Source organism: Cupriavidus sp. UME77, assembly GCF_014170355.1.
Taxonomy (GTDB): Bacteria; Pseudomonadota; Gammaproteobacteria; order Burkholderiales; family Burkholderiaceae; genus Cupriavidus; species Cupriavidus basilensis.
This window is the reverse complement of sequence record NZ_LZZU01000072.1, coordinates 1-14,074: the sequence shown is the minus strand read 5'-3', so window position 1 is coordinate 14,074 and position 14,074 is coordinate 1. Positions and strand designations below refer to the sequence as shown.

Annotated in this window: 16 protein-coding genes; 7 read left to right on the top strand and 9 right to left on the bottom strand. The window is 66.7% G+C overall.

The features are described from left to right. Positions 1 to 86: 86 nt before the first annotated feature. Together A9975_RS38300 and aroG are read left to right on the top strand one after the other, a co-directional pair. Positions 87 to 386 (top strand): helix-turn-helix transcriptional regulator, encoded by a 300-nt coding sequence (locus A9975_RS38300; RefSeq protein WP_370565684.1) that lies wholly within the window; start codon positions 87 to 89, stop codon positions 384 to 386. A gap of 326 nt (positions 387 to 712) precedes the next feature. After that, a complete protein-coding gene (gene aroG / locus A9975_RS28400; protein WP_043344840.1) occupies positions 713 to 1,792 on the top strand; it encodes a 3-deoxy-7-phosphoheptulonate synthase AroG in 1,080 nt (359 codons plus the stop codon). Positions 1,793 to 1,911: 119 nt separating this feature from the next. On the opposite strand, the gene A9975_RS28395 is transcribed toward aroG, so the two are convergent. After that, positions 1,912 to 2,310: a c-type cytochrome gene (locus tag A9975_RS28395; protein WP_150983806.1), complete on the bottom strand. Its 399-nt coding sequence runs from the start codon at positions 2,308 to 2,310 to the stop codon at positions 1,912 to 1,914. 12 nt (positions 2,311 to 2,322) lie between these two features. After that, on the bottom strand, positions 2,323 to 2,670 hold the full coding sequence (locus A9975_RS28390; RefSeq protein WP_043344837.1) for a cytochrome c: 348 nt from the start codon (positions 2,668 to 2,670) through the stop codon (positions 2,323 to 2,325). 410 nt (positions 2,671 to 3,080) lie between these two features. Here A9975_RS28390 and A9975_RS28385 point away from each other — a divergent pair, with 410 nt between their 5' ends. Genes A9975_RS28385 through A9975_RS28375 form a run of 3 tightly spaced genes read left to right on the top strand, consistent with a single transcriptional unit; the run spans position 3,081 to position 5,812 of the window. After that, positions 3,081 to 3,959 carry a MoxR family ATPase gene (locus tag A9975_RS28385; RefSeq protein WP_183035650.1) on the top strand — a complete coding sequence of 293 codons (879 nt, stop codon included), beginning with the start codon at positions 3,081 to 3,083 and terminating at the stop codon, positions 3,957 to 3,959. 10 nt (positions 3,960 to 3,969) lie between these two features. Further along, positions 3,970 to 4,584, top strand: coding sequence for a GNAT family N-acetyltransferase (locus A9975_RS28380; RefSeq protein ID WP_183035649.1), 615 nt, complete (start codon positions 3,970 to 3,972; stop codon positions 4,582 to 4,584). A 52-nt stretch (positions 4,585 to 4,636) separates the two neighbouring features. Further along, on the top strand, positions 4,637 to 5,812 hold the full coding sequence (locus tag A9975_RS28375) for a VWA domain-containing protein (protein WP_183035648.1): 1,176 nt from the start codon (positions 4,637 to 4,639) through the stop codon (positions 5,810 to 5,812). Positions 5,813 to 5,845: 33 nt separating this feature from the next. On the opposite strand, the gene A9975_RS28370 is transcribed toward A9975_RS28375, so the two are convergent. The 7 genes from A9975_RS28370 to gcvA all read right to left on the bottom strand — a co-directional run bounded on the left by A9975_RS28370 (position 5,846) and on the right by gcvA (position 11,533). Further along, positions 5,846 to 7,000: a DUF1501 domain-containing protein gene (locus A9975_RS28370; protein ID WP_183035647.1), complete on the bottom strand. Its 1,155-nt coding sequence runs from the start codon at positions 6,998 to 7,000 to the stop codon at positions 5,846 to 5,848. A 5-nt stretch (positions 7,001 to 7,005) separates the two neighbouring features. Further along, complete coding sequence (locus A9975_RS28365; RefSeq protein ID WP_183035646.1) at positions 7,006 to 8,391, bottom strand: DUF1800 family protein; 1,386 nt, start codon at positions 8,389 to 8,391, stop codon at positions 7,006 to 7,008. Between the two features lie 102 nt (positions 8,392 to 8,493). After that, entirely contained in the window at positions 8,494 to 8,979 is a 486-nt protein-coding gene (locus A9975_RS28360) for a periplasmic heavy metal sensor (protein WP_183035645.1), read from the bottom strand. Next, positions 8,976 to 9,374: a hypothetical protein gene (locus A9975_RS28355; RefSeq protein ID WP_183035644.1), complete on the bottom strand. Its 399-nt coding sequence runs from the start codon at positions 9,372 to 9,374 to the stop codon at positions 8,976 to 8,978. The genes A9975_RS28360 and A9975_RS28355 overlap by 4 nt, the downstream gene beginning before the upstream one ends. Then, positions 9,371 to 9,931: an RNA polymerase sigma factor gene (locus tag A9975_RS28350; RefSeq protein ID WP_183035643.1), complete on the bottom strand. Its 561-nt coding sequence runs from the start codon at positions 9,929 to 9,931 to the stop codon at positions 9,371 to 9,373. Before A9975_RS28350 ends, A9975_RS28355 begins: the two co-directional genes overlap by 4 nt. 238 nt (positions 9,932 to 10,169) lie before the next feature. Further along, on the bottom strand, positions 10,170 to 10,475 hold the full coding sequence (locus A9975_RS28345) for a YXWGXW repeat-containing protein (protein ID WP_150983800.1): 306 nt from the start codon (positions 10,473 to 10,475) through the stop codon (positions 10,170 to 10,172). Between the two features lie 155 nt (positions 10,476 to 10,630). Next, a complete protein-coding gene (gene gcvA, locus A9975_RS28340) occupies positions 10,631 to 11,533 on the bottom strand; it encodes a transcriptional regulator GcvA (protein ID WP_150983799.1) in 903 nt (300 codons plus the stop codon). Between the two features lie 170 nt (positions 11,534 to 11,703). Between gcvA and A9975_RS28335 the strand changes: the two genes are divergently transcribed. Both A9975_RS28335 and A9975_RS28330 read left to right on the top strand, forming a co-directional pair. Further along, positions 11,704 to 12,690, top strand: a complete 987-nt coding sequence (locus A9975_RS28335) for a tripartite tricarboxylate transporter substrate binding protein BugE (RefSeq protein ID WP_150983798.1) — start codon at positions 11,704 to 11,706, stop codon at positions 12,688 to 12,690. A gap of 12 nt (positions 12,691 to 12,702) precedes the next feature. Beyond that, positions 12,703 to 13,575, top strand: a complete 873-nt coding sequence (locus tag A9975_RS28330) for an N-formylglutamate amidohydrolase (RefSeq protein ID WP_174422873.1) — start codon at positions 12,703 to 12,705, stop codon at positions 13,573 to 13,575. The last annotated feature ends 499 nt before the right edge of the window (positions 13,576 to 14,074 follow it).

Below are 14,074 nucleotides of genomic sequence, written 5' to 3'. Positions count from 1 at the left end.
ATACTGGCCTCATTCATGTTGGTTCACGCACGGGAAGGCGCCAATACGCAGCATTGCGTACCGGCGCGCAGCCCAAAGCCGCCGCAATGCTCACATCCAGCCACAGCCAGGATGACCAGGCGCTCTCCATGCTCGCCAGGCTGACCGCGCGCGAGCAGCAGGTGCTGCGCTGGCTGGCGCACGGCAAGACGGACCGTGAAATCGCGGGCATGCTCGGCATCAGCGCCCGCACGGTGCAAAAGCACCTCCAGCATGTGTACGTGAAGCTGGGTGTGGAGAACCGCACCGCCGCCGTGATGCGCGGGCTGGAGCTGGATCCGGGCCCCGCCATCGGACGGCCGGAAATTGTGGCCGGGCCAATGCCGGACGCTTGCCAAGCCCCTTAAAACGCGCTATAAAGATGCTTCGTTACCCGATGGTCAACCGCCTCCGCCGGCAGAATTGGCAAGGCCAGCGCAATTTTCTGCCATCTCGTGACGCGTTGCCGCAAATAACCGACGCCATTTGAGCCGCATCCCATCCATGTCCGCTAAGTTTTATTTTTACTTTTTTAGCGATCTCGCACCGCTGGCGGATGGAGAGGGACGATCGTAAGTGCCTCCAGAATTCAAAAAAAGCCGCCAGCGAACCTGGCGGCTTTTTTTATACCGGCCCGCACCCAGCTCTAGCCCAGACACCCCAAACACACGACCCTACAAAATCCGGAGCCATCATGCTGAAGAACACCGACGACCTGCGTATTCGCGAACTCAAGGAATTGTTGCCCCCGGCGCACCTGATCCGCGAGTTCGGCTGCTCCGAAAAGGCGTCCGACGTGATCTACGGCGCGCGCCAGTCCATGCACCGGATCCTGCACGGCATGGATGACCGCCTGATCGTGATCATCGGCCCCTGCTCCATCCACGACACCCGCGCCGCACTCGAGTACGCCAAGCTGCTCAAGGTCCAGCGCGACCGTTTCGCCGGGGAGCTGGAGGTCGTGATGCGGGTGTATTTCGAAAAGCCGCGCACCACCGTGGGCTGGAAGGGGCTGATCAACGACCCGCACATGGACGGCAGCTTCAAGATCAACGATGGCTTGCGCACCGCGCGCGAACTGCTGCTGAACATCAGCGAACTAGGCGTGCCGACCGGTACCGAATACCTCGACATGATCAGCCCGCAATACATCGCCGACCTGGTCAGCTGGGGCGCCATCGGCGCGCGTACCACCGAAAGCCAGGTGCACCGGGAACTCGCCTCCGGACTGTCGTGCCCGGTCGGATTCAAGAACGGCACCGATGGCAACGTCAAGATCGCTGTCGATGCGATCAAGGCCGCCTCGCAGCCCCACCATTTCCTGTCGGTGACCAAGGGCGGGCACTCCGCCATCGTGTCGACCTCGGGCAATGAGGATTGCCACATCATCCTGCGCGGCGGCAAGACCCCCAACTACGATGCCGCCAGCGTGCAGGAAGCCTGCGAAGCGATCTCCAAGGCAGGCCTGGCCGCGCGCCTGATGATCGATGCCTCGCACGCCAACAGCAGCAAGAAGCACGAGAACCAGATCCCGGTCTGCGAGGACATCGGCCGCCAGATGGCCGCGGGCGACGAGCGTATCGTCGGCGTGATGGTGGAATCCCACCTGGTGGGCGGCCGCCAGGATCACGCCCAGGGCACGCCGGTGGAAGACCTCACCTACGGCCAGTCGGTCACCGATGCCTGCATCGGATGGGACGATTCGGTAAAGGTGCTCGAAACCCTGGCCAGCGCCGTCAAGGCACGCCGCCTGGCCAAGGGCACCGGCAACTGAGCCGCCTGACGCCGCCCGGGGCGCAAGCGCACCGGGCGCGCGGGCAAAGAAAAAGCCGCTGGGACCAGCGGCTTTTTCTTGTTCCGGACCCGCGCGGGCGTGGGCCGGCGCCAGTTGGCTTACTTCTTCAGGACCAGGCCGCCCGGCAGCGATTCGATGTAGGCGGCGATATCCTTCAGCTCATCCCGGGTGAAGGGACGCGGCTTGCCATCCTTGCCCGTCACGCCGGGGTTGGCGTTGACCTGGCCGGCCATGATGGCGTTGGAGCGGCCCACCTGCGGGTTGGTGGTGATCTGGTAGGCGGCCAGCGCGTGGTACAGGTAGTCGGCATGCTGGCCGGCCAGCTTCGGGTAATCCGGGGTGATCGGGGCATTCATGCCGGCGCCGTGGCAGGCCGCGCAGTTGCCCTTCTCCACCAGCGCCTTGCCGCGCGCGAGGTCGGCAGCCGAGGCAGTGATGGCCGAGGCGCCCAGCACGAGTGCGCCGATCGCGAGCGAAAGCGTCTTAAGCGTATTCATGGGTGGGTCCTCTTACTTCTGGGTGTTGTTTTGCGTGCTGGAAGACTGCTGCGCGTAGTAGGCAGCCACGTCGGCGATGTCCTGGTCGGTCAGGGTCGCGGCAATGCCACGCATGGTCGGGTGCTTGCGGTCGCCCTTCTGGTATTCCTTGAGCGCATTCTCGATGTACTTGGCGTTCTGGCCGCCGAGCAGGGGCACCTGGTACACCTCGGGGAAGGAGGCGCGATAGCCGGGAATCCCATGGCAACCAATACACATCGCGACCTTGTTTTTGGCGGCGTCCACATTGCCCTTGACTTCCTGGGCTTGCGCAGCCGTTGCGGCCGCGCCCAGCACCACCATCGTGAGGAGCTTTTTCATTGTCGTAGCTGATTGGAAGTGTTAAACCCTGCGTGACCTGCCCAACCGGTCGGAAATGGCTTCAGAATGCGTCCGGCCGGACCGTATCTGCCCGCGGGTAGATGCGGTGCTGCCAGCGTGGGCCGGATACCCGGGCGCCGTGGTTGGCGCTGCCGGTGCATCTCGGCGTTGTCTCCGCCTCATTCTGTAACCATCTCTTGTCATCGCCGCCTCCCGGCAAGGACCGCGGGAGTGACAAGGCGGACGAAGCGAGGGGGGTGGAGTCTTGGACGTGGGGGGCGCGTCAAACCGCCGCATTGTACAGCACGCTGCACGTGGCAGTCCAGCATGGCACGGCGAGCCACACGCGAACCGAAAAGCTCTTTTATACTGGCCAATTCCGACACGCACAAACCCCTTCAGGTTGCCCCATGTCCAACACCACCAACGCCAGCCAGAACCAGCAAATCCGTTTCGAAGGCACGCAGCAATACGTCGCCACCGATGACCTCAAGCTGGCCGTCAATGCCGCCCGCGCCCTGCAGCGCCCGCTCCTGATCAAGGGCGAGCCCGGCACCGGCAAGACCATGCTGGCCGAGGAGGTGGCCGCGGCACTCGGCATGCCGCTGCTGCAGTGGCACATCAAGTCCACCACCAAGGCGCAGCAGGGCCTGTATGAATACGACGCGGTGTCGCGCCTGCGCGATTCGCAGCTCGGTGACGACCGCGTCCACGACATCCGCAACTACATCATCAAGGGCGTGCTTTGGCAGGCCTTCGAGGCCGACCAGCAGGTGGTGCTGCTGATCGACGAGATCGACAAGGCCGACATCGAATTCCCGAACGACCTGCTGCGTGAAATCGACCGCATGGAGTTCTATGTGTACGAGACGCGCGAGCTGGTCAAGGCGCGCCACCGCCCGCTGGTGATCATCACCTCGAACAACGAGAAGGAGCTGCCCGACGCCTTCCTGCGCCGCTGCTTCTTCCACTACATCAAGTTCCCCGATGCGCAGACCATGCAGCGCATCGTCGACGTGCACTATCCCGGCATCAAGCGCGAGCTGGTGGCCGCGGCGCTCGAGTCGTTCTACGAGATGCGCAACCTGCCGGGCCTGAAGAAGAAGCCCTCCACCTCGGAACTGATCGACTGGCTCAAGCTGCTGATGGCCGAGGATATCCCGCCCGAAGCGCTCAAGAGCCCGGACAAGAAGGCCGCGATCCCGCCGCTGCACGGCGCGCTGCTGAAGAACGAGCAGGACGTGCACCTGTTCGAGCGTCTCGTCTTCATGAACCGCGCCAACCGCTGAGCGCCGCGCCATGGCACGCTTTATCGAACCCGTCACCCTGCGCGGCCAGCACGCCCTGCTGGAGCCGCTGCGCCCGGAGCACGAGGCTGAGGTACAGGCCGCCGTCGCCGATGGTGAGCTGTGGAAGCTCTGGTACACCTCGGTGCCGGCGCCGGACCAGGTGCGCACATGGACCGACACCGCGCTGCAGATGCGCGAGCAGCAGGGCGCGATGCCGTTCGTGATCCGCGAGGTCCGCGATGGCGTGCCGGGCGCGGTGGTGGGCGCGACGCGTTACTTCAATGTCGACGGTGCCAACCGGCGCCTGGAGATCGGCCATACCTGGCATGCGCAGCGCGTGCAGCGCAGCGCCGTGAACACCGAATGCAAGCTGATGCTGCTCACGCACGCGTTCGAGCAGCTGGCATGCATCGCCGTGGAATTCCGCACGCACTGGATGAACCACCAGAGCCGCACCGCCATCGCCCGGCTTGGCGCCAAGCAGGACGGCGTGCTGCGCAACCACCAGCGCATGCCCGACGGTTCGCTGCGCGATACCGTGGTGTTCTCCATCATCGCCAGCGAATGGCCGACGGTGAAGCGCCACCTGCAATACCGCCTGGACCTGCCGGGGCGCGCCTCGTGAACCTGCACGCAAACCGCCGCCCCCGCTGCGGGAAACTCTAAGCGAGCCCACCATGCTGATCGATTTTTTCTTCTCGCTGCGCCACGCCAAGCTGCCCGTCTCGGTCAAGGAATACCTGACCATGCTGGAAGCGCTCAAGGCCGAGGTGATCACGCCGTCGATCGACGAGTTCTACTACTTGTCGCGCATGACGCTGGTCAAGGACGAGAAGCACTTCGACAAGTTCGACCAGACCTTTGCCGCTTACTTCAAGGGCATTGAGAGCCTGGTCGACTGGAAATCCGACATCCCCCTGGACTGGCTGCAAAAGACGCTGGAGCGCGAGCTCTCGGCCGAGGAAAAAGCCAAGATCGAAGCCATGGGAGGCCTCGACAAGCTGATGGAGCGGCTCAAGCAACTGCTCGACGAGCAAAAGGAAAAACACGAGGGCGGCAACAAGTGGATCGGCACCGGCGGCACCTCGCCGTTCGGGCACGGCGGCTATAACCCGGAAGGCATCCGCATCGGCGGGCCGTCCAAGGGCAACCGCACCGCCATCAAGGTGTGGGAAACCCGCGCCTACAAGGACTACGACGACCAGGTCGAGCTCGGCACGCGCAATATCAAGGTGGCGCTGCGCCGACTGCGCCGTTTCGCGCGCGAAGGCGCGCAAACCGAGCTGGACCTGGACGACACCATCCACTCCACCGCCGCCAATGCCGGCCTGCTCGACATCAAGCTGCGCCCGGAGCGCCACAACAAGGTCAAGGTGCTGATGCTGATGGACGTCGGCGGCTCGATGGACGACCACATCAAGCGCGTGGAGGAATTGTTCTCGGCCACCAAGACCGAGTTCAAGCACCTGGAGTATTACTACTTCCATAACTGCGTGTACGACTACGTGTGGAAGAACAATCGCCGCCGCCATGCGGAGAAGATCGCCACGTGGGACCTGATCCACAAGTACACGCCGGACTACAAGGTGATCTTTGTCGGCGATGCCACCATGAGCCCGTACGAGATCCTGCAGCCCGGCGGCTCGGTGGAGTACAACAACCCCGAAGCCGGGGCGGTATGGCTCAACCGCCTGATCGAGCAGTTCCCGCGCTTCGTCTGGCTCAATCCCGAGCCCGAAGGGCTATGGCAATACCGGCAGTCGGTGACGGTGATCAACCAGATCATGAAGTCGCGCATGTATCCGGTCACGCTCGGCGGACTCGAGCAGGCGATGCGCCTGCTCTCTAAGTAACGCCACCGGGTCTGGGCTGCTGCCCCCTGTGTTTCAGGCGCGCAGCAGTCCGCCCAGCATTCCCCCCTGCCCGTCCGCCCGCCCGCGCCCGAACAGCGTGCGCGCCACGCGCTCGCTATCCAGCCCGAAGCTCTGTGCCGCTGCCGCGGCGATCAACCCATCCAGTTCCGTGGTCGGCGCCAGGTCGCGCCCCTGGTAAAGCGATCCCTGCGCCAGCCCCGGCCAGTCGGCCAGCACGCGCCCGCCCTTGACCCCGCCGCCCAGCAACATCGCCGCCGCGCCGGTGCCGTGATCGGTGCCGCCGGTGCCGTTGGCAGCGGCGGTGCGCCCGAACTCCGTGGCCACCACCACGGTGGTGCGCTCCCATGACGGGCCCAGCCCGTCGCGCAGTGCTGCCAGCAGGGTGTCCAGGGCCTTGAGGCGAGCCGCCAGGCGTGGCGCTTGCGCGCTGTGCGTATCCCAGCCGCTGGTCTCGATCATGGCAATGCGCGGCCCGTCCGCGCGCGCCAGGAAGCCGGCGGCAAGACGGCCGAGGCTGGCCGGGTCCTGGCGCGCACCGGCGTCGCCTGCCAGCCCGCGTGCCTGCATGGCCGCGTTCCAGAGCGGATGCAATTGCGGGTCCATCTCGTAGAGCTGCCCGACGCGGGCGAGCAGGTCATCAGGCGCTGACGGCAGTGCCGATGGCGCATAGGAGCCGACCTCCACCGGCCCGCGCAGCGCCGCCGGCACCGTGGGCGCGAAGGCGATGGCATTCTCGGGCCGCTTGGGCAGCAGGCTCACCAGCCGGTTCATCCAGCCATCCTTCACCTGGTAGGGCGCGGCGCCGCCGGTCTCCAGCACGTTCTGGCCGTCGAAGTGCGAACGCTCGCGATATGGCGATGCCACCGCCTGCACGAACAGCGCCTGCCCGGCGGCGTACATCCGTGCCGTTTCCGTCAGCGCGGGATGCAGCGCGAACGTGCCATCGAGCTTGGTGGCTTGCGCCGCATCGATGGCCAGCGCGCCACGCAGGCGGGCGTAACCAGGATCGGCGTAGGGAATGACCGTGTTCAGGCCATCGGCGGCGCCGCGCTGGATGACGAAGACGAAGCGCCGATCGGAATCGACGCTGGCGAGCGTGAGGCGCGGCAACGCAAGCATGGCGGCGGCGCCGCCCGTGACGCGGAGGAAATCTCGGCGGGAAAACATGGCAATCACCTCCGTTGGAAATCGGGCGACACCAGCAGCAAGGCCAGTGCGGTCTGCGCGCTTTCGGCACGCGCGATGGCGGCAGCGGTTGGTGCCGACAACGTGCCCGCAAGCAGCTTGGGGCCGAGTTCGCGCGCGTCGATCCGGTCGCCGACGCGCGCCGCCAGCCGCTGCGCCAGCTCAACCCGGCGCACCAGCGCATCGGGCGCGGCCCAGCTTGCGGCAATGTCGTCGTAGCCCGCTGGCGAGCCCGGCCGCCAGACCGGCTGTCCGAGCTGGGTCAGCATGGGCGCGAAGTGCAGTGCGCCCGCCTCGCGCAAACCCAACCCGCGCAAGGAGGAAAGGGTCCACTCCCACGGCGTCTTGAATTTTGCCGGCTCGCTGGCCCAGGCCTCGGGCGACTGCACCAGCGCGCGGTACATCTCGGGCAGCGCGCCACCACTACGCAGGTACGCCTGCGACAAGCGCGCCACCAGCGCGGGCGGCGGCGCATCGGAGACGAAGTGGCGCACCAGCTTGGTGGCCAGGTGATTGGCCGTGGCCTCGCTCTGCGCAAGATCATGCAGCACGGCCAGCGCCTGCGCCTCGCCCTGCTGCGGGTAGCTGCGGCCGAGGATAGTGCGGGTGCCAGGCTCATGCACGCGCGCGCGGAACTGGAAGCGCCCGGGCTCGCCGTCTTCGCGCGCGCCCAGGCCGCCGATGCTCCAGCCGGTCAGCGCGCGAGCGAACTCGGTCACGTCGGCTTGCTGGTAGCCACTGCGCACGCCGAGCGTATGCAGTTCCATGATCTCGCGTGCGAGGTTTTCGTTCAATCCGAGCTGGCGCTCAGGTGCGCGCTGCGCCGCCACCCGCGCGGCCATGCTGTCGGGGCCGATCGAGCGGACCTGGTCCAGGAAGACCTGCATGGCGGGATGGCGCTCCACCGCGACCAGCATGTCCTCGAAGCGTCCGAGCACATGGGGACGAATCGCCTCGGCCTCGAAGGCGCCGGCCAGCGCGGCGACGGCCGGCTTCTCCACCGACACCGCAAAGTGATTGGACCAGAAATGCACCAGCCGCTCGACGAATGGCGCTTGCGTGACCAGCGCACTGGTCACGCGCGCGTCGACGGCATCCCGATAGGCCTCGCGCGTCTCGCGCTGCAATTGCTGGCGCGCCGCGGTCTTGGCGTCGGCCTGCGCCTGGCGCACCTCGCGCTGCTGGGCGCCGAACTCGCCGGCCAGCGCGGCCGTATCCGGCTGCGCGCTCCAGGCCGCCGGCCTGGCCTCGTAGTGCTCGAACTGGCCCAGCAGCCAGCCACGCGGATCGGCTGGCAGCGGCTCGTCCGGGCGCGCGCCCAGCCCGAACCGGTTGACCGCGACAGCCGCGGCCGTCATGGCGGTGTTTGTCATGCGTTGCTCCCCTGGGAAGTGCCTGCTGGCTTTGTCGCTATCACTTTGTCGTTATCACTATCGCTATCGCCATTGCCATCGTGGTCGTGGTCGATCGCCGCATCATGGCGCCGCCTTCGCGGGCCGCGCCTGGCCGGTGCGCAGCGGGCCGCGCTGGACCAGTGCATCGGCCAGCGTCTGCCTCTCCTCGGGCGACAGCGTGGCGGCGAAATCCACCACGCTGCTTTCCAGGCGGGCACGCACCGCGGCATCGGCCTCGCGCGTGCGGGCCAAAGCCGCCGCCAGCGCGTCGCGCTCGAACTGCGGCTGCCGCAGCAATTGCTCCACCTGGTGGCGACCGTCGCGCGCGGCGTCCACATCGGCCCCCGCGGCACGGCGCGCCGCGCGCAAGCCTTGCAGGAATTGCCTGCGCTGCTCGGCCTCCAGCCCGTCGGCGGCAAAACGCAGGCCGCGCGGCTGCGCGGCCGCCTGGCGCTCCACGGCGTACCAGCGATAGCCGCCACCACCAATCGCGCCCAGCAGGAACACGTTGACCAGCACGGATACCGCCAGCGCTACCTTGAGCCGCTTCGGCGTACGCTCGTTCATTCCTCGCTCCCGTTATGCGCCATGCCGCCGAAGCCAGTCGGGGCGTAGGGCAGATCGATAGCGGCCGGCGCCGGCACCGTGGCCAGCACGGCCGAGACCAGCAACGCGCCTGCCAAGGTGCCGGCCAGGCCGACGCCGGCCAGGCCCAGCCCGGACCACCACCACGGCGCGCGCGGCGCGGGCGCGCTCGCCGCAATGCGGCGCTGCAACGCCATCTCCGGCGCGGCCACCTGATGCGCGGCCAGCAAGCGGTCGAGCGCGGCGGCTTCGGCCAGCGCGCCAAGATGCCCGGGCGCGCTGGCCATGGCCTGGCCCGCGGCTCGCTCCGCTTCGGGCCAGCGTGCCGGATCGGCGCCATAGCTCTCGGTCAGTGCGCGAAATCTCTCGGGTGTCATCGCAAATCCCCATGATGGCCGTCTTGCATGAGCAAATCGCGCAAGTTGCGGCGTGCGCGAGCGAGCAGGCTTTCCAGCGCCTCGATACTGATGCCCATCAGCGCGGCGGCCTCGCCATTAGGCAACTCCTGGTAATACTGCAGCACCAGCGCCTCGCGCTGGCGCGCGGGCAGCTTCGCCAGCGCCGCGCCTACGCGTGCGCCCTGCGCCACCGCATCCAGCGCTTCCTCCGGCCCGGCCCCGGGCGCCGCCTGCTCGGGCACCGGCTCCACGGCCTGCTCGCGCGCGCCGCGCAAGCGGTCGTAGCAAAGGTTCAGCGCCACACGATGCAGCCAGGTGTCAAAGCGCGCCCGCCCGGGTTGCCAGCGCGCGGCGTGCTTCCACAACCGCACGAAGACTTCCTGCGCCACGTCTTCCGCTTCGCCGCGGTCGCCCAGCATGCGCGTGGCCAGCGCCAGCACACGCGGCAGCTTGCGCGCGACCATTTCGCGCACTGCGGCTGCATCATGCCTGCCGACCCGCGCCAGCAGCGCATCGTCCGGATCTGTGTCGCTCAATGGATGTGGTTCCGCGTTGCCGGTTCGTCCTTCTCGCAAGCCGCGCCCCCCTGGGGCGGGCGCGGCTTGCCTCGTCAGTAAACAAAAACCGGCGCGCGATAGTGGTAGTAAGCGGGCCGGGCCGGCACGATCACACAGCCAGACAACGTGACGGCGACAAGCGCCGCGATCAGAAGGCTTTTCATCGGTTACCCCTTGCTGTGGTGACTGCCATCACACTTGACGAATGCCATGCCGCTCATGGCGCCCAATGCCCTTCGACCCAGCGCCATTGCGGGCCACGCGCCACCCAGTGCCCCGGCACCCAGCGGTAGCCCGCCCTGGCCGGGCGCCAATGGCCGCCCACCCAGACGTAGGCGCCATTGCGCCATTGCCAGTGGCCCGGATCCCAGACATAGCCGCCACGCGCGGGCGGCAGGACCTCCTGGCGCATCGGCGGAGGCGCCGTGGGTGCGATCACGATGGTTTGAGCGAATGCCGGCGCCAGCGCGAACGCCGCCGTCACGGCGACGCCCAGGCGGGCAAGGCTAGATGAGAGGGGCATTGATCTGCGCATGAGAAGCTCCAGTCCACAATCCACAGCCTGGCGCGGTTTGCGCGCAGGCTTGTCATGTTTGTCTGTCTGTCTCTTAAACGCAGTCGGGCGGAAAAAACCGTCGCGGAAAAGCGTAAGTTTTGATTACAGCGGCGGCGCGCGGCTCACGCCACCACGTCGACGCCTTCCATCACCCACTGGCGAAAGGTCTGCAGCGCCGGCAGATGCTGTTTCTGCTCGGGATAGCAAAGGTAGTAGCCCTTCTTGCTCAGCACCCGCGCCGGATGCGCCACCACCAGCACGCCGGTGGCAAGCTCTTCCTCGATCAGGCAGCGCGGGATCAGCGCGATGCCGAGCCCCGACATCGCCGCCTGCGTCAGCAGCGAGAACTGGTCGAAGCGCGCGCCGCTCCATGCCTTGCGCGTCGCCACGCCAAGCTCGGCGAACCAGTCGGGCCAGGCTTCGGGTACGGTGGTGTGATGCAGCAGGGGAAAACGCAGCAGCGCAGAGGGCACGCGCGCCATGCCTTCCGGCTCGCCGGCCAGCAGGGCCGGGCGGCACACGGGCAGCACTTCGCGGCCAGTCATGTAGTCGGCAAGGCTGCCAGGCCACATGCCGTCGCCGAAGCGGATGGCGGCATCGAGGTCGGGCTGGGAAAAATCGTAGCCCTGTGCGTGCGGGACGAATTCAAGGCTGACGTCGGGATGCTTCTCGAAGAACTGCGGCAAGCGCGGAATCAGCCACTTGGCGCCCAGCGTGGGCATGCTGGCGATATGCAGGGTGCCGCCGCGGCCCTGCCTGGCGATCAGTTCCACCGTGGCAGCCTCGATCTCGGTCAGGCTCGGGCGGATGCGGTCCAGGTAGCGCTGGCCGGCATCGGTCAGCATCAAGCGCTGGCGCACGCGCTCGAACAGTTCCACGCCAAGGAAGGCCTCCAGGCTGCGCACCTGCTTGCTCACGGCACCCTGGGTGACGTGAAGCTCCCGCGCCGCCGTGGTGAAGCTGTTGTAGCGTGCGGCGGCCTCGAAGGCCTGCAATTCAGTCAGCGACGGACATAAGCGTCGCATAGATAACCCCTTACTTCACTACCAAACGGAATGATCGCACGATTTTATTTCGTTTGCGGTGTGCCCGCACGAACAAGCAGAATCAGGGAAGCCGTTCTTTTCCGCGCTTTCGCCGCTTTCACAGCTTTAATCGCTCTCCTTCTCTCCTCCCTCCAATCAGGAACCGAACCATGCAACGCCGTAACATGCTCCGCCTCCTTGCCGCCGCCACTGGCGCCGCCGCCGCCGGCCTGTCGCTGTCGGCCGCTGCCCAGGGCACGTACCCGACCAAGCCGATCTCGCTGGTTGTGCCGTTCCCGGCAGGTGGCACCACCGACATCGTCGCGCGCATCGTGGCCGACAAGCTCGGCCAGCAACTGGGCCAGACCGTGGTGGTGGACAACCGCGGCGGCGCCGGCGGCAGCATCGGTACCGGTTACCTGGCCAAGGCCGCGCCGGACGGCTACACCCTGGGCATCGCCACCGCTTCCACGCACGGCATCAACCCGGCCGTGTACCCGCGCCTGTCGTACGACGCCACCAAGGACTTCACCACCATCACCAACCTGGCTTCGGTGCCCAACGTGATGAGCATCAACCCGGCGGTGAAGGCCAACGACATGAAAGCCTTCATCGCGCTGGCCAAGGCCCAGCCGAACAAGATGGCCTACGGCTCGGCCGGCAACGGCAGCGTCTCGCACATGATGGGCGAGCTGTTCAAGATGAGCAGCAAGACCGAGCTGCTGCACGTGCCGTACAAGGGCGTGGGCCCGGCGCTCAACGACGCGCTGGCCAACCAGGTGCAGGTGCTGTTCGACAACCTGCCGTCCTCGCTGCCGTTCATCGAAGGCGGCAAGCTGCGCGCCCTGGCCGTGGCCTCGCCCAAGCGCGTGCCGGCCCTGCCCAATGTGCCGACGTTTGCCGAACTCGGCCTGCCTGAAGTCAACGACGCCGCCTGGTTTGGCCTGATCGCACCGGCCAACCTGCCCGCCGACGTGCAAGCCAAGCTGCACGACGCCACCGTCAAGGTACTGGCGCTGCCCGAAGTAAAGGCTAAGCTGGAAAAGCTGGGCGCGGTGCCGGTTGGCAACACGCCGGCGCAATTCGCCGCGCAGATCAAGTCCGAAGTGGCGAAGAACAAGCGCATCGCCGCCGCAGCCAAGATCACCCTGGATTAAACGACGCACATCATGACGGAAGCAGACCGAAAGACCGGGCTCAGCCCTTACCTCCTGCAACTGCCGCAAGGCGAGAGCAGCCCGCTCTTTCTCGATTCGCCGCATAGCGCCACCAGCTACCCGGCCGATTTCCGGCCGGCGGCCGGCTTGCCCCTGCCGCTGCTGCGCCAGGCAGAAGACACCTTCGTCGACGAGTTGTACGCCGACGCTCCCGCACGCGGCATTGCGCTGCTGTGCGCGGGCTTCCCGCGCAGCTACCTCGATGCCAACCGCGGCATCGAGGAAATCGACGAAGCCGTGCTCGACGCGCCCTGGCCCGGCCCGCGCCAGGAAACCTCCAAGACCCGTCTTGGCAAGGGCCTGGTGTGGCGCGTGCTGGATACCGGCGAGGCCATCTACGACCGCAAGCTGAGCGTGGCCGAGGTGCAGGCGCGCATTACGCAGTACTACCTGCCCTACTACGCGCAACTGCAAAAGCTGGCCGACCAGGCCATCGCCACGCACGGCAGCGCCTGGCACATCAACTGCCACTCGATGCCCAGCCAGGCGGCGCAGTACGCCACCGAGCATCCCGGGCTGCAGCATCCGGACTTCGTGGTGGGCGACCGCGACGGCACCACCTGCGACACGCGCTTCACGGACCGCGTGGAAGGCGTGCTCAAGGACATGGGCTACGACGTCTGGCGCAACCACCCCTACAAGGGCGTGGAAATCGTGCGCGTGGTGGGCCAGCCGGCGCAAAAGCGCCACAGCCTGCAGCTTGAGATCAACCGCAAGCTGTACATGGACGAAGTCGGCCTGGTGCACAACGCGGGCTTCGGCAAGCTGAAGGCAGACCTCAACGCGCTGCTGGACGACCTCAAGGCCTTCGTCAAGACGATCTGAGCGGGTTCAGCGTTTTCGCATTCGAAGGCGTTGAACACCGCGAGGCCCGCCGCGCATGGCGTGGCGGGCCTCACTGGCAAGCGCGCCGGGCTCACTCGTGCCGCACTCGAGTATCACCCCTCGCGCCGCCATCCCCGGGCGGCCCGTGCAGCCGGGCAAAACACTGCCCTGTGCTGCCCTACGCTGCACTCTGCTGCACATCCCGCATGCATTCCCTTCGGGTAGAACCCTTAAGTCGGGAGATTTCGGAACTTTGCCGCATGGGTTTCCTCTATCATGGCAGACCTTTGCCAACCCCTTACGCTCCAAAGCAAGACGATCCCGTGATCCGACGAATCTCTGACCTCCTCAGCAGCCGGCTGTGTGCGTTCGCTGCTGCAGTGGCAGGTGCGATCGCCCTGGTGGGCTGCGCCGATACCCCGCTCAATGATCGCGACGCCGTGGTGTCTCCGGGCATCGCCACCCCGGCAGCCGCTGCCAACTCCGCATCCACCCGCCC

What these genes read in the sequence shown, in the direction of transcription:
- A9975_RS28390 (WP_043344837.1), bottom strand. Translation starts at nt 2,670, where the DNA reads ATGAAAAAGCTCCTCACGATGGTGGTGCTGGGCGCGGCCGCAACGGCT.
- A9975_RS28375 (WP_183035648.1), top strand. Translation starts at nt 4,637, where the DNA reads ATGCTGATCGATTTTTTCTTCTCGCTGCGCCACGCCAAGCTGCCCGTC.
- A9975_RS28355 (WP_183035644.1), bottom strand. Translation starts at nt 9,374, where the DNA reads ATGACACCCGAGAGATTTCGCGCACTGACCGAGAGCTATGGCGCCGAT.
- A9975_RS28360 (WP_183035645.1), bottom strand. Translation starts at nt 8,979, where the DNA reads ATGAACGAGCGTACGCCGAAGCGGCTCAAGGTAGCGCTGGCGGTATCC.
- aroG (WP_043344840.1), top strand. Translation starts at nt 713, where the DNA reads ATGCTGAAGAACACCGACGACCTGCGTATTCGCGAACTCAAGGAATTG.
- A9975_RS28385 (WP_183035650.1), top strand. Translation starts at nt 3,081, where the DNA reads ATGTCCAACACCACCAACGCCAGCCAGAACCAGCAAATCCGTTTCGAA.
- A9975_RS28330 (WP_174422873.1), top strand. Translation starts at nt 12,703, where the DNA reads ATGACGGAAGCAGACCGAAAGACCGGGCTCAGCCCTTACCTCCTGCAA.
- A9975_RS28395 (WP_150983806.1), bottom strand. Translation starts at nt 2,310, where the DNA reads ATGAATACGCTTAAGACGCTTTCGCTCGCGATCGGCGCACTCGTGCTG.
- A9975_RS38300 (WP_370565684.1), top strand. Translation starts at nt 87, where the DNA reads ATGCTCACATCCAGCCACAGCCAGGATGACCAGGCGCTCTCCATGCTC.
- A9975_RS28365 (WP_183035646.1), bottom strand. Translation starts at nt 8,391, where the DNA reads ATGACAAACACCGCCATGACGGCCGCGGCTGTCGCGGTCAACCGGTTC.
- A9975_RS28345 (WP_150983800.1), bottom strand. Translation starts at nt 10,475, where the DNA reads ATGCCCCTCTCATCTAGCCTTGCCCGCCTGGGCGTCGCCGTGACGGCG.
- A9975_RS28380 (WP_183035649.1), top strand. Translation starts at nt 3,970, where the DNA reads ATGGCACGCTTTATCGAACCCGTCACCCTGCGCGGCCAGCACGCCCTG.
- gcvA (WP_150983799.1), bottom strand. Translation starts at nt 11,533, where the DNA reads ATGCGACGCTTATGTCCGTCGCTGACTGAATTGCAGGCCTTCGAGGCC.
- A9975_RS28370 (WP_183035647.1), bottom strand. Translation starts at nt 7,000, where the DNA reads ATGTTTTCCCGCCGAGATTTCCTCCGCGTCACGGGCGGCGCCGCCGCC.
- A9975_RS28335 (WP_150983798.1), top strand. Translation starts at nt 11,704, where the DNA reads ATGCAACGCCGTAACATGCTCCGCCTCCTTGCCGCCGCCACTGGCGCC.